Origin of the sequence: Pseudomonas sp. WHRI 8519, assembly GCF_040224055.2 — a bacterium.
In the GTDB taxonomy this organism is placed as follows: domain Bacteria; phylum Pseudomonadota; class Gammaproteobacteria; order Pseudomonadales; family Pseudomonadaceae; genus Aquipseudomonas; species Aquipseudomonas putida_X.
The window spans coordinates 1,701,407-1,714,252 of sequence record NZ_CP167996.1 but is presented as its reverse complement, the minus strand read 5'-3'; the positions used below and the strand labels follow the sequence as shown (position 1 = coordinate 1,714,252).

Sequence of the window (12,846 nt, the reverse complement as noted above, 5' to 3'; positions counted from 1 at the left end):
GCGCTGAGGCCAGCAAACCCGGTTACATCATTCAGGCATCACGGAACAGCCAAGGCTGTGCGGCGCGGTGTTTGCCTTCGAAGGCCTTGATCGCCTCGCCGTCCTGCAAGGTCAGGCCGATATCGTCCAGACCGTTGAGCAGGCAGTGCTTGCGGAACGCGTCGATCTCGAAGTGCAGCACCTTGCCGTCCGGGCGGGTCACCGCCTGTGCCTGCAGATCGATGGTCAGCTGGTAGCCGGGGTTGGCTTCGACTTGCTTGAACAGCTCATCGACTTCCTCATCGCTCAGAATGATCGGCAACAGGCCGTTCTTGAAGCTGTTGTTGAAGAAGATGTCGGCGAAGCTCGGCGCGATCACGCTACGGAAGCCGTATTCGTCCAGCGCCCAAGGCGCGTGCTCGCGGCTCGACCCGCAGCCGAAGTTTTCCCGTGCCAGCAACACGCTGGCGCCCTGGTAGCGTTCGTGATTGAGCACGAACTCTTTGTTCACCGGGCGCTTGCTGTTGTCCTGGTAAGGCTGGCCAACGTCCAGGTAACGCCACTCATCGAACAGGTTGGGGCCAAAGCCGGTACGCTTGATCGACTTGAGGAACTGCTTGGGAATGATCTGATCGGTGTCGACGTTGGCACGGTCCAACGGCGCGACGAGACCGGTGTGCTGGGTAAAGGCTTTCATGCTGCGCTCCCTTGGATCAACTCGCGAACATCGATGAAGTGACCAGTCACCGCCGCAGCGGCAGCCATGGCCGGGCTGACCAGGTGGGTACGGCCACCTGCACCCTGACGCCCTTCGAAGTTGCGGTTGGACGTGGACGCGCAGTGCTCGCCGCTTTCCAGGCGGTCCGGGTTCATGGCCAGGCACATCGAGCAGCCTGGCTCACGCCACTCGAAACCGGCCTCGAGGAAGATCTTGTCCAGGCCTTCACGCTCGGCCTGGGCCTTGACCAGGCCCGAACCCGGCACGACGATGGCTTGCTTGACGGTGGCAGCCACCTTGCGGCCTTTGGCGATTTCAGCCGCGGCGCGCAGGTCTTCGATCCGCGAGTTGGTGCACGAGCCTATGAATACACGGTCCAGCTGGATATCGGTGATCGCCTGGTTGGCGCTCAGGCCCATGTACTTGAGGGCGCGCTCGATCGAGCCACGCTTGACCAGGTCGGTTTCGGCGGCAGGGTCCGGCACACGCTGGTCGACGGCCAGGACCATCTCGGGCGAAGTGCCCCAGCTGACCTGCGGCTTGATTTGCGCTGCATCGAGCTCGACCACGGTGTCGAACACCGCATCGTCATCGGATACCAGGTCTTTCCACGCCTCGACTGCACGCTCCCACTGCTCGCCTACAGGCGCATAGGGACGGCCTTTGACGTAGGCAATGGTGGTGGCATCGGTGGCAACCAGGCCAACCCGCGCACCGGCCTCGATCGACATGTTGCAGATGGTCATGCGGCCTTCCATGGACAGGGCGCGGATGGCGCTGCCAGCGAATTCCATGGCGTGGCCGTTGCCACCAGCGGTGCCGATCTTGCCGATCACGGCAAGCACGATGTCCTTGGCCGTGACGCCGACAGGCAATGTGCCCTCGACGCGCACCAGCATGTTCTTCATTTTTTTGGCGACCAGGCACTGGGTGGCGAGCACGTGCTCGACCTCGGAGGTGCCGATACCATGGGCCAAGGCACCGAAGGCGCCGTGGGTGGAGGTGTGCGAGTCGCCGCAGACCACGGTCATGCCGGGCAAGGTGGCGCCCTGCTCGGGGCTGATGACGTGGACGATGCCCTGGCGAACGTCATTCATCTTGAATTCGACGATGCCGTATTCGTCACAGTTCTCATCGAGGGTCTGCACCTGCAGGCGCGACACCTGGTCGACGATGGCCTCGATCCCGCCCTTGCGTTCCGGGGTAGTCGGCACGTTGTGGTCAGGGGTAGCGATGTTGGCATCGATGCGCCACGGCTTGCGGTTGGCCAGGCGCAGGCCCTCAAAGGCCTGGGGCGAGGTCACTTCGTGAATGATATGGCGGTCGATGTAGATCAAGGACGAGCCGTCATCACGGCGCTTGACCTCATGGGCTTCCCAGAGTTTGTCGTAGAGCGTTTTGCCAGCCATCAGACTGTTCCTCATCAGCGTCTTTCTATGCCAAAGACCCCTTGGCTTGTACGGACGATGCTATGGCGATAGATTGAATAACTCAAATTCATAATTTTCATGCTTTGCATAACCATCAGGAATTCGAACAATGGACTTGGCCAACCTGAGCGCCTTCATTGCCATTGCCGAGACCGGCAGCTTCTCCGGGGCCGGCGAGCGCCTGCACCTGACCCAACCGGCCGTGAGCAAGCGCATTGCCGGGCTGGAGCAACAGCTGGACGTGCGCCTGTTCGATCGCCTGGGCCGTGAGGTGACCTTGACCGAAGCTGGCCGCGCCCTGCTGCCGCGCGCCTATCAGATCCTCAACGTCCTCGATGATACCCGACGTGCGCTGACCAACCTGACCGGGCAGGTGAGTGGTCGCCTGACCCTCGCCACCAGCCATCACATTGGCCTGCACCGCCTGCCCCCGCTATTACGGGCATTCACTCGTCAGCACCCGGCCGTGGCGTTGGATATTCAGTTCCTCGATTCGGAAGCGGCCTACGACGAGGTGCTGCACGGCCGCGCCGAGATAGCGGTCATCACCCTGGCACCCGAGCCCCATCACCTGATCAAGGCCATCCCGGTCTGGGACGACGCCCTGGACTTCGTCGCTGCCCCCGAGCACCCGCTGGCCAGCAATACCCGGGTCAGCCTGGCGGACGTTGCCCGCCACCCGGCGGTATTCCCAGGCGGCAATACCTTCACCCACCATATCGTCCAGCGCCTGTTCGAAAGCCAGGGGCTGACCCCGAACATCGCCATGAGCACCAACTACCTGGAAACCATCAAGATGATGGTCTCGATCGGCCTGGCCTGGAGCGTGCTACCACGCACCATGCTCGATGATCAGGTTGCACCCATCGCATTACCCGGCATACAGCTGTCACGCCAGCTAGGCTACATATTGCATACCGAGCGAACGCTATCGAACGCCGCCAGGGCCTTCATGGCCTTGCTCGACAGCCACGCAGGGCCCGCCTGACCGGTCGTCAGGCCTGCACTTCCAACCCAGGGACGCCTCAAACGCCAAAGGTCTGGTACCCATGCCCAAATCAGCAAACCGCTTTCCGCGCCTGCCGCGCATCCCTGCGGCCAATCCCAGGGAGTCGGAACAGGCCTGGCAGAATGCCCCGCAACTGCTGGCTGCGCTCAATGGTGCACGCCTGGGCGCCTGGCTGTGGGACATCGACAGTGGCCGGGTGAGCTGGTCGCGCGGCACCCAGGCACTGTTCGGCTTCGATCCGCAGCGCCCTCTGCCCAACGATATCGATTACCTCGACCTGCTGCCGGAAGAAGATCGCGCCCGCACGCGCCAACTGTTCCAGGCCGTGGTCAACGGTGAGCCGGCCGAGAAAGCCATGCGCCATCGCATCCGCTGGCCGGACGGGAGCCTGCATTGGCTGGAAATCAACGGCAGCCTGACCCACGACCCCCAAGGCCGGCCCCAGATGATCGGGGTGATCCGCGAAATAACCCGCCAGCGCGAGCGGGAAACCGCCCTGATCAACTCGGAGAAGCGTTTTGCCACCCTGTTTCACCTGAGCCCCAACGCGATTCTTCTCACCCGCCGCCACGACGGCATGATTTTCGAAGTCAATCAGCATTTCGAGGACATGTTCGGCTGGCCCGGTGACCAGGTGATCGGCAAGACCAGCCTGGAGCTCGGTATCTGGGTGAACCCGGAGCAGCGTCACCAGGTGCTGGAGGCGACCCGTGCCAGCGGCAGCCCGGCCATCATGGAGGTGCAGTTGCGCGCCAGCAGCGGCAAGATTCACGACGGCATTCTGTGCACCCAGGGCATCGAGCTGGAAGGGGTGACGTTCCTGCTCAGCACCTTCGTCGACACGTCCGAGCGCAAACGCGCCGAGCAAGCGCTCAAGGATAGCCAGGAACGCCTTGACCTGGCCCTGGACTCGGCGCAACTGGGCACCTGGGACTGGCACATCCCCAGCGGCATGCTCTATGGCTCGGCCCGTGCCGCGCAATTGCACGGGCTGGACCCGATACCCTTTCACGAATCGTTCGACGCGTTTTTCGAAGGCGTGCCCCAGGACGAGCGCGATGGCATGCGCCAGGCTTACCGCAGCCTGCGCGAAGGCCCGGCGGGCAACTACCAGATCACCTACCGTGTGCAACTGGAAGACGGCGCGTCACGCTACATCGAAAGCCGGGCACGGCTGTACCGCGACGAGCACGGTAACCCGTTGCGCATGGCTGGCACCCTGCTGGACATCACCGAGCAGGTCGAGCGCGAACTGCGCCTGAGCGCCTCGGAAGAGAAATTCGCCAGCCTGTTCCAGGTCAGCCCCGACCCGATCTGCGTAACCCGCCAGGACACCGGCCAGTTCATCGAGATCAACCCGGCCTTCACCCAGACCTTCGGCTGGGGCAGCGAGCAGGTAATCGGCCGTACCGCTGAACAGATCGGCCTCTGGGCCGAGTCGATCGAACGCGCGCAACGCATCGAACGGGTCATCCGCGAACAGGCCCTGAGCAACGTGGCAGTGGTGGTCAACCACCGCAACGGCGCACCCCTGACCTGTGTGATTTCCAGCCGGCTGATCAGCGTCGACAACCAGCCCTGCAGTGTCACCACCCTGCGCGACATCACCCAACAGCAACGGGCCGAAGCAGCGCTCAAGTCCAGCGAAGAGAAGTTCGCCAAGGCGTTTCATTCCAGCCCGGACGCCATCACCATCACCGAGCGCCACAGCGGCCGCTATGTGGAGGTCAACGATGGGTTCTGCCGGCTCACGGGCTACAGCACCGCCGAAGTGATCGGCCGCAGCGTCTACGAGCTGGGTATCTGGGCCGACGACAAGCAGCGTCGCGCTTTGCTGGTCGAGCTGAAGGAGCGTGGCCGGGTGCACCACCGGGAGATGCTCGGGCGCACCAAGCGTGGCGACATCCTCACCGTAGAGGTCTCGGTGGAGCCGATCAGCCTCAACGAGACCGATTGCCTGCTACTCACCGCCCGCGATGTCAGCCAGCTGAAGAATGCCCAGGCGCAGATCCGCCACCTGGCCTACCACGACCCGCTGACCAACCTGCCCAACCGCGCCTTGCTGATGGACCGCCTGAGCCAGCAGATCGCCCTGCTGCGCCGGCACAACCTGCGCGGCGCCTTGCTGTTTCTCGACCTCGACCATTTCAAGCACATCAACGACTCCCTCGGCCACCCGGTCGGCGACACGGTGCTGAAGATCATCACCGCCCGGCTGGAAGCCAGTGTGCGCCTGGAAGATACGGTGGCACGCCTGGGTGGCGACGAATTCGTGGTATTGCTCAGTGGCCTGGAAGGCAGCCGCGAGGCCGTGGAGGACAAGGTTCGCGAGCTGGCCGATACCCTGCGCGAACTGCTGGCCGAACCCATGTCGCTGGATGGCCAGCGCCTGCAGGTAACACCGAGCATCGGCGTAGCCTTGATCCCGGACCACGGCACCACCCCTGCCGACCTGCTCAAACGCGCCGACATCGCCCTGTACCGTGCCAAGGACTCAGGGCGCAACACGACCCAGTTGTTCCATACCACCATGCAAAAGGCGGCCAGCGAGCGCCTGCGCATGGAAAGCGACCTGCGCCTGGCCCTGGCACGGGGTGAGCTGGCCTTGCACTTTCAGCCCCAGGTGGACGCCCGCGACAACCGTATCGTCGGGGCCGAGGTACTGTTGCGCTGGCATCACCCGCAACTGGGCCAGCAACCGCCGGCTCAGTTCATCCAGGTGCTGGAGGAAAGCGGCCTGATCCTGGAAGTGGGCAGTTGGATACTCGACGAAGCCTGCGACGCTTGCTCGCGGATGCTGGCAGACGGGTTGATCGATGCCGATGATTTCAGCCTGTGCGTGAACATCAGCCCCAGGCAGTTCCGCCAGAACGACTTCGTCGAACGGGTGCTGCGCAGCCTGGACGACTACCGCCTGCCACGGCACATGCTCAAGCTTGAGATCACCGAAGGCATCGTGATCCAGAACCTGGAAGACACCATCAGCAAGATGCGCGAGCTCAAACGCCATGGGGTGAGCTTCGCCATGGACGATTTCGGCACGGGCTACTCCTCGCTGACGTACCTCAAGCGCTTGCCGGTGGACGCACTGAAGATCGACCAGACTTTCGTGCGCGACGCTCCACTGGACGCCAACGACGCCGAGATCGTCCGCGCCATCGTCGCCATGGCGCGCAGCCTGGACCTTGCGGTGATCGCCGAAGGCGTGGAACTGACCGAGCAACTGGAGTTTCTTGAACGGCTGGGGTGTCACCTGTACCAGGGTTACCTGCACAGCCGGCCGCTGCCGCTACCGGAGTTCCGGCAAATGCTGCTGGAAGCCCCCGCCGATTTCTAAACGACGAAAACCGATGGGGTGCCGGCCAAGCGCAAAAAAGCCGGCCCCCACAGGTACGGCGCGATCCTGTGGGGGCCGGCTTGCCGGCGATGGGCTGCTTAGCAGCCCTGATACAGCCGCCAGCCTCAGTTGAGTGCTGGTTTGTCACCATTGATCGGAATGCGCTTGGCCTTGGCTTCTTCCGGCACGAGGCGCAGCAGGTCAATGCTGAGCAGCCCATTGGCGAGGCCGGCTGATTTGACCTCGATATGGTCCGCCAGGCGGAACGACAGCTTGAATGCGCGCTGGGCGATGCCCTGGTGCAGATAGGTCACTTCATCAGCGCTGTTATCGCGTTTGCCACCGATCACGGTCAGGACGCCTTTCTCGACCTGAAGGTCGAGGTCCTGTTCCTGGAAACCGGCTGCGGCAACGACGATGCGATAGTGGTCATCGCCATGTTTTTCAACGTTGTAGGGAGGGTAGCTGCTACCCGCCTCGTTACGTGCCGCAGACTCGAACAGGTCGTTGAAACGGTCGAAGCCAACGGAATGGCGGAACAGGGGTGCAAGAGAGAAAGCGGTAGTCATGGTCATAAACTCCTGAGATTCAGCAAGTAAAGTCACTACGCGACCCGACTTCGGCATCGCGTACTGAATAAATAAGGCTCAGGAAATGGCTTTCAAGGGGTAAAAACAAAAAATTTTTCGGTGATTTTTACCGCCCCCCGGCACCACGGATCACGCGACACAGGCTTCGAATGCCTGCACCTCTGCGCCCAGCAGCCGAGTGATCCGCTGGCAATCATCTTCCCTGCGCAGCTCGGCAAACAGCAGCACCGCTTCGGGATAACTGCGCGTCAGCATCGCCAACCACTGCTTCATCCGCCCCGGCGCATAACGCGGCGACAACTTGGCCTGGGCCTGGCGCCAGAACTCGCGCAGCAAGGGCAACAACGCCTCCCAGCTCATCGGCTGGTACTCACGCCCGTCACGCGCCGCCGCAATCTGCAAGGCCAGGTCCGGCCGCGACACCAGGCCCCGGCCGAGCATGATGTCCTCGGCCCCGCTCACCTCGCGGCAACGCCGCCAGTCGTCCACGGTCCAGATCTCACCGTTGGCGAACACCGGCACCTTGACCACATCCTGCACCCGCGCCACCCACTCCCAGTGCGCGGGCGGTTTATAGCCCTCGACTTTGGTGCGCGCATGCACCACCAGGTGCGCCGAGCCGCCCTCGGCCAGGGCGCTGGCGCACTCGAGGGCGCCGTCCGGGCTGTCAAAGCCAAGGCGCATCTTGGAGGTGACCGGGATGTGCGCCGGCACTGCGCGCCGCACTTCCCGCACGATGGCGTGCAGCAGTTCGGGCTCCTTGAGCAGCACGGCGCCGCCGCGTGACTTGTTCACGGTCTTGGCCGGGCAACCGAAATTAAGGTCGATGACCGGCGCACCCAGATCACAGGCCAACGCCGCGTTTTCGGCCAGGCAGACGGGATCCGAGCCCAGCAACTGCACCCGCATGGGTACGCCGGCGGCCGTGCGCGCGCCCTGGCGTAGCTCAGGTGCAAGCTTGTCGAATGAAGAAGCAGGCAGCAGGCGGTCGCACACGCGGATGAACTCGGTGACGCACCAATCGATGCCGCCCACTCGGGTCAGGACGTCGCGCAGGATGTTGTCGACCAGCCCCTCCATAGGGGCCAGGGCAATTTGCATTTCGAGGTCTCGCCGGGAAAAGCCGGCAGTCTAACAAAAATGCCGGGGATTCAGGCGCCGGTCAGCGCCGGACCGTAGCCGTCGATGAACTCCGCCGGCATGCGCCTGGGCTTGCCGCTGGACAATTCGATACAGGCGAAGGTGGTCTGCGCGCGCAGCAGGGTCACACCGTCACGCGGGCGCTTGAGCTGGAAACGCCGGGTCATGCGCAGGCGCTGGTCCCAATCGATGATCCAGGTTGCCAGTTGCAACTCATCATCTTCGTAGGCGGCAGCGAGGTAGTCGATTTCATGGCGCACCACCGCCATGGCCCGGTCAAGGCGCCGGTACTCGGCCAGGTCCAGCCCCAGGCGCTGGGAGTGGCGCCAGGCGCAACGCTCCAGCCAGGTGACGTAGACCGCGTTGTTGGCGTGCCCGAGGCCGTCGATGTCCTCGCCGCCGACACGCAGGTCAATGATGAATGGCGTTGCCAGGTCCCAACTCATGCCCGCTCCCAATGTCAGTGAACGGGCAGAGTGTATCGGATGTTCAAGCGCTTTGCCGGGCCGGCGCACCTGCACGCGACAGTAGTTCGAGCACCGCCTCGCTCACGCGCGGGTCGGCGAGTACGCGCTGGTGGCCACCCTCTTCCAGCCGCAGCAGGCGGCTGTCGAACCAGGCCTTGTGGATGACCTCGGCCTCGCTGGCGGGCACCAGGGCATCATCGGCGGCATGCACGACCAGCCCTGGCAACTCCAGTTGGTAACCACTGACATCCAGGCGGTTGATCTGCATGCCGACGTCCTGTTCGACCTTGCGGATGAACGCCGCCCTGGCACGCGCCGGCAGGCCAAGGTGGCGGGCGAAGCCGCGCAGCACACCCAGCAGCTGGGCCGGCGCTGCAATACTCACCGCAGCCTCGGCCCGAAGCCCCATCTGCAGGGCCAGCAAGACACTGGCACCGCCCATGGAATGGCCGATCACGGCACGCAACGGCGGTAATTCGGCGGCAGCCTCCAGCAGCGCACGGGCAAACAGCACCACGTGCGCTTGCTGCCCAGGCGAACAGCCATGGGCCGGCCCCTCCAGAGAGACCACGGTATGCCCGGCCTTTACCAGGGTTTCGATCAAGGCGGCAAACTGGGTCGCACGCCCTTCCCATCCGTGCATCAGCAACACGGTCGGGCCTTGCCCCCAACGCAATGCCGACAGCCCGAAGCGCAGGGTGATACGCTCGGCGCTCGCCAGCAATGGCAGCTCCCACTGCCTTGGCGGCAGGTTGCGCGGGGTCATGAAGGCCCGGTGCATCTTGCCGGCTACATGTTCCGGGGCCAGACGCCCCAGGGTGCCATTCACACCGCGAATCCAGCTCAGGGTAGTCATCGCCTTGCTCCAGGGTCGGAAACTTAGATAACCGCCGATTTGGCGGCACGCAGGATGCGGTCAGACAGCTCACCGGTGCCCAGGGCGCGCGCCAGGGCCAGGCCACCTATCATCAGCGCCAGATCAGCCAGCGCCTTGTCGGCGTCTTCAGGGCGGTCAACCATGGCGGCCGTCATCAATTCGATGTGCTCGGCCAGCACCTCGCGAAACACGTCTGGCAGGCGCTGCATCTCGCCGATCGAATTGGGCAGAGGACAGGCATGCACCTCGGCATCGCGGTGCTTGCGCGACAGGTAAAAGGCACTCACCAGTGCCCGCCGCCCTTCCCCGTCCAGGCTTGGATCAACCTGAGCCAGCAGCTCCCTGCGCTCGCTGAGCAATTGGCGGAATGCTTCCAGCATGAGCTCGTCCTTGCTGTCGAAGTGCGCATAGAAGCCTCCTACGGTCAGCCCCGCAGCACCCATGACCTGGCTGACGCTGGGCTCGGCGGGACCGTGCTGAATCAACGCGCTTCGAGCAGCTTCGAGGATGCGCTCGCGGGTCTTGGTCTTCTTGTCGCTCATGGCCGGCTCACGATCAGAATATGATGATCGAAATATTATTCTCATAATATTTTTTGGCAAGCAGAATCGACCACCGCCTGTCGGCACACATTTTCAAGGAGGGAGAAAAACAAAAGGCCCATTCAATAATCGAATGAGCCTCTAAAGTCCCGCAAAACGCGGGTAAAAATGGCGTCCCCTAGGGGACTCGAACCCCTGTTACCGCCGTGAAAGGGCGGTGTCCTAGGCCACTAGACGAAGGGGACATAACCTTCGCGAAGGTCCGCAACTGCGAACCCTGGCTAAATTGGTGGAGCTAAGCGGGATCGAACCGCTGACCTCCTGCATGCCATGCAGGCGCTCTCCCAGCTGAGCTATAGCCCCGAAAACAAAAGGCTCATCCAATAGGCGAATGAGCCTCTTTAAGCCCCGCAAAACGCGGGTAAAGTGGCGTCCCCTAGGGGACTCGAACCCCTGTTACCGCCGTGAAAGGGCGGTGTCCTAGGCCACTAGACGAAGGGGACGTAACCTTCGCGAAGATCCGCACATGCGAACCCTGGCTAAATTGGTGGAGCTAAGCGGGATCGAACCGCTGACCTCCTGCATGCCATGCAGGCGCTCTCCCAGCTGAGCTATAGCCCCGGATTTATAGCCTCTCGGCCCAGCGACAGCGAACCATCGCCTGTGCAAAACTGGCGTCCCCTAGGGGACTCGAACCCCTGTTACCGCCGTGAAAGGGCGGTGTCCTAGGCCACTAGACGAAGGGGACGAACCTTCTTACCTTCAAGACCCGGTTGCTGGACCCGGTCTTGCTTACCAGCCAGAGCTGTTAAGCGGAATTTGGTGGAGCTAAGCGGGATCGAACCGCTGACCTCCTGCATGCCATGCAGGCGCTCTCCCAGCTGAGCTATAGCCCCACAATGTCGCGTTGAACTGAATCACCGGCTGGGTGCCTGGCGCTTCGTTTCGTTCATCGCTGTGGACGGGGCGCATATTAAGTTCGGATTGCAGGGCTGTCAAACTAAATTTTGAAAATATTCAAAAGTTTTTTCACAGATAACAACCACTTACCACCCTGCCCTGATTCAGGCGCCCGGCTTTTCGGCACCGGCACCAGTGCCAGCGGCATAACCCGCTGGCACTGGCACCGCGTCAATGCCACATCAGGCAATGTTGGCCAGCAGTTTTTCCCACTCTTTGTTTTCTTTCTTGGACACGCCACCGAGCAGGTCCAGGGCTTGGCGCAGGCGATAGCGGGTAAGGTCAGGGCCGAGGATTTCCATGGCATCGAGCACCGACACCGAGCTGGCCTGGCCGGTGATGGCGGCGAACATCAGCGGCATGGCGTCACGCAGCTTCAGCTCCAGCGCTTCGACCACGGCCTGAATGCAGCCGGTGATGCGCTCTTTTTCCCACTGACGAAGGCTTTCCAGTTTCCACAGGATCAACTGCATGACCTGGCGCACCTGGTCGGCGGAAAGTTTCTTGCTTTCGAACAGCCTGGCGTCGAGCTTGAGCGCGCCCTCGAAGAAGAAACCACCCAGCGGGGCAACCTGGCTGAAGGTTTCGACCCGCCCCTGTACGTGCGGGGCGATCTTCATCATGTAGTCGCTGTTGAACGCCCACTTCTGCAGACGCGCGGCGAATGCTTCCACCGGCAGTTCGCGCAGCCACTGGCCGTTGAGCCAGGACAGCTTCTCGATGTCGAAGATCGGCCCGCCCAGAGAGATACGCGACAGGTCGAAGTGCTCGACCATTTCGGCCAGGGAGAACTTCTCGCGCTCGTCCGGCATCGACCAGCCCATGCGGCCGAGGTAGTTGAGCATGGCCTCAGGCATGAAGCCCATGCGCTCGTAGAAGGTCACCGAGGTCGGGTTCTTGCGCTTGGAGAGCTTGCTCTTGTCCGGGTTGCGCAGCAGCGGCATGTAGCACAGCTTGGGCTGCTCCCAGCCGAAGTATTCGTACAGCTTGATCAGCTTGGGTGCCGACGGCAGCCACTCTTCACCGCGCAACACGTGGGTGATGCCCATCAGGTGGTCGTCGACCACGTTGGCCAGGAAGTAGGTCGGCAGGCCGTCGTTCTTCATCAGCACCTGCATGTCCATGCGGTCCCATGGGATCTCGACATCGCCACGGAGCATGTCCGGGACCACGCAGATACCTTCGCTCGGTACCTTCATGCGGATCACATGGGGCTCGCCAGCGGCCAGGCGGCGCTGCACTTCCTCATCGCTCAGCAGCAACGCGCGGCCGTCGTAGCGCGGGGTTTCGCCACGGGCCATCTGCTCGGCGCGCATCTGCTCCAGCTCTTCGGCGGTGCAGAAGCAGTAGAAGGCATGGCCGGCATCGACCAGCTCCTTGGCGTAGCGGGCGTAGATCTCGCCACGCTCGCTCTGCCGGTAAGGGCCGTGCGGGCCACCCACATCCGGGCCTTCGTTCCATTCGATGCCAAGCCAGCGCAGGGCATCGAAGATCTGCTGCTCCGACTCGCGGGTCGAGCGAAGCTGGTCGGTGTCTTCGATGCGCAGGATGAACTCACCGCCATGCTGCTTGGCGAAGCAGTAGTTGAACAGGGCGATGTAGGCAGTGCCGACATGGGGGTCGCCCGTGGGCGATGGCGCGATACGCGTGCGAACGGTGGTCATGGAGGGTCTCGAACGAAAGATGAAACAAAGGCACGATGTTAGCAGGGTGCGGGCACCGCGCTCCAGCGCGGGAGGTGGGTTATTGGGCGACGGCCGGCATGGACACCGCCCAAGGCCATGCCGCCGTCACAGG

General features: G+C 62.9%; 10 protein-coding genes and 6 tRNA genes. 2 read left to right on the top strand and 14 right to left on the bottom strand.

The window, feature by feature from the left end; all coding sequences use genetic code 11:
• Nucleotides 1–31: 31 nt before the first annotated feature.
• Nucleotides 32–676 carry a 3-isopropylmalate dehydratase small subunit gene (gene leuD, locus ABRP30_RS07790; RefSeq protein WP_241803055.1) on the bottom strand — a complete coding sequence of 215 codons (645 nt, stop codon included), beginning with the start codon at nt 674–676 and terminating at the stop codon, nt 32–34.
• Nucleotides 673–2,106, bottom strand: coding sequence for a 3-isopropylmalate dehydratase large subunit (gene leuC, locus ABRP30_RS07785; RefSeq protein ID WP_267822115.1), 1,434 nt, complete (start codon nt 2,104–2,106; stop codon nt 673–675). Before leuC ends, leuD begins: the two co-directional genes overlap by 4 nt.
• 130 nt (nt 2,107–2,236) lie before the next feature.
• Between leuC and ABRP30_RS07780 the strand changes: the two genes are divergently transcribed.
• Both ABRP30_RS07780 and ABRP30_RS07775 read left to right on the top strand, forming a co-directional pair.
• Nucleotides 2,237–3,115 (top strand): LysR family transcriptional regulator, encoded by an 879-nt coding sequence (locus ABRP30_RS07780; RefSeq protein ID WP_241803053.1) that lies wholly within the window; start codon nt 2,237–2,239, stop codon nt 3,113–3,115.
• 61 nt (nt 3,116–3,176) lie between these two features.
• Nucleotides 3,177–6,473, top strand: a complete 3,297-nt coding sequence (locus ABRP30_RS07775; RefSeq protein WP_349976630.1) for a PAS domain S-box protein — start codon at nt 3,177–3,179, stop codon at nt 6,471–6,473.
• Between the two features lie 125 nt (nt 6,474–6,598).
• Here ABRP30_RS07775 and ABRP30_RS07770 read toward each other — a convergent pair whose 3' ends face one another.
• The 12 genes from ABRP30_RS07770 to gltX all read right to left on the bottom strand — a co-directional run bounded on the left by ABRP30_RS07770 (nt 6,599) and on the right by gltX (nt 12,713).
• On the bottom strand, nt 6,599–7,042 hold the full coding sequence (locus tag ABRP30_RS07770; protein ID WP_241803051.1) for an Hsp20 family protein: 444 nt from the start codon (nt 7,040–7,042) through the stop codon (nt 6,599–6,601).
• A gap of 150 nt (nt 7,043–7,192) precedes the next feature.
• Nucleotides 7,193–8,164 (bottom strand): tRNA-dihydrouridine synthase, encoded by a 972-nt coding sequence (locus tag ABRP30_RS07765; protein WP_349976631.1) that lies wholly within the window; start codon nt 8,162–8,164, stop codon nt 7,193–7,195.
• 50 nt (nt 8,165–8,214) lie between these two features.
• A complete protein-coding gene (locus ABRP30_RS07760) occupies nt 8,215–8,649 on the bottom strand; it encodes a thioesterase family protein (protein ID WP_241803049.1) in 435 nt (144 codons plus the stop codon).
• A gap of 43 nt (nt 8,650–8,692) precedes the next feature.
• Nucleotides 8,693–9,526 (bottom strand): alpha/beta fold hydrolase, encoded by an 834-nt coding sequence (locus tag ABRP30_RS07755; RefSeq protein WP_241803048.1) that lies wholly within the window; start codon nt 9,524–9,526, stop codon nt 8,693–8,695.
• A gap of 23 nt (nt 9,527–9,549) precedes the next feature.
• Nucleotides 9,550–10,089, bottom strand: a complete 540-nt coding sequence (locus ABRP30_RS07750) for a TetR/AcrR family transcriptional regulator (RefSeq protein ID WP_267822104.1) — start codon at nt 10,087–10,089, stop codon at nt 9,550–9,552.
• Between the two features lie 169 nt (nt 10,090–10,258).
• Nucleotides 10,259–10,334 (bottom strand) — tRNA-Glu (locus tag ABRP30_RS07745).
• 42 nt (nt 10,335–10,376) lie between these two features.
• Nucleotides 10,377–10,452, bottom strand: a tRNA-Ala gene (locus tag ABRP30_RS07740).
• 64 nt (nt 10,453–10,516) lie between these two features.
• Nucleotides 10,517–10,592, bottom strand: a tRNA-Glu gene (locus ABRP30_RS07735).
• Nucleotides 10,593–10,634: 42 nt separating this feature from the next.
• Nucleotides 10,635–10,710: transfer RNA gene (locus tag ABRP30_RS07730), tRNA-Ala, on the bottom strand.
• Between the two features lie 51 nt (nt 10,711–10,761).
• A tRNA-Glu gene (locus ABRP30_RS07725) sits at nt 10,762–10,837 on the bottom strand.
• Between the two features lie 72 nt (nt 10,838–10,909).
• A tRNA-Ala gene (locus ABRP30_RS07720) sits at nt 10,910–10,985 on the bottom strand.
• A 246-nt stretch (nt 10,986–11,231) separates the two neighbouring features.
• Nucleotides 11,232–12,713 carry a glutamate--tRNA ligase gene (gltX, locus tag ABRP30_RS07715; RefSeq protein ID WP_241803046.1) on the bottom strand — a complete coding sequence of 494 codons (1,482 nt, stop codon included), beginning with the start codon at nt 12,711–12,713 and terminating at the stop codon, nt 11,232–11,234.
• Nucleotides 12,714–12,846: the final 133 nt, after the last annotated feature.

Bases quoted from the DNA above. Each gene is read 5' to 3' on its own strand.
- ABRP30_RS07750 (WP_267822104.1), bottom strand. From the start codon at position 10,089: ATGAGCGACAAGAAGACCAAGACCCGCGAGCGCATCCTCGAAGCTGCT.
- ABRP30_RS07755 (WP_241803048.1), bottom strand. From the start codon at position 9,526: ATGACTACCCTGAGCTGGATTCGCGGTGTGAATGGCACCCTGGGGCGT.
- ABRP30_RS07775 (WP_349976630.1), top strand. From the start codon at position 3,177: ATGCCCAAATCAGCAAACCGCTTTCCGCGCCTGCCGCGCATCCCTGCG.
- gltX (WP_241803046.1), bottom strand. From the start codon at position 12,713: ATGACCACCGTTCGCACGCGTATCGCGCCATCGCCCACGGGCGACCCC.
- ABRP30_RS07780 (WP_241803053.1), top strand. From the start codon at position 2,237: ATGGACTTGGCCAACCTGAGCGCCTTCATTGCCATTGCCGAGACCGGC.
- leuD (WP_241803055.1), bottom strand. From the start codon at position 676: ATGAAAGCCTTTACCCAGCACACCGGTCTCGTCGCGCCGTTGGACCGT.
- ABRP30_RS07760 (WP_241803049.1), bottom strand. From the start codon at position 8,649: ATGAGTTGGGACCTGGCAACGCCATTCATCATTGACCTGCGTGTCGGC.
- leuC (WP_267822115.1), bottom strand. From the start codon at position 2,106: ATGGCTGGCAAAACGCTCTACGACAAACTCTGGGAAGCCCATGAGGTC.
- ABRP30_RS07765 (WP_349976631.1), bottom strand. From the start codon at position 8,164: ATGCAAATTGCCCTGGCCCCTATGGAGGGGCTGGTCGACAACATCCTG.
- ABRP30_RS07770 (WP_241803051.1), bottom strand. From the start codon at position 7,042: ATGACTACCGCTTTCTCTCTTGCACCCCTGTTCCGCCATTCCGTTGGC.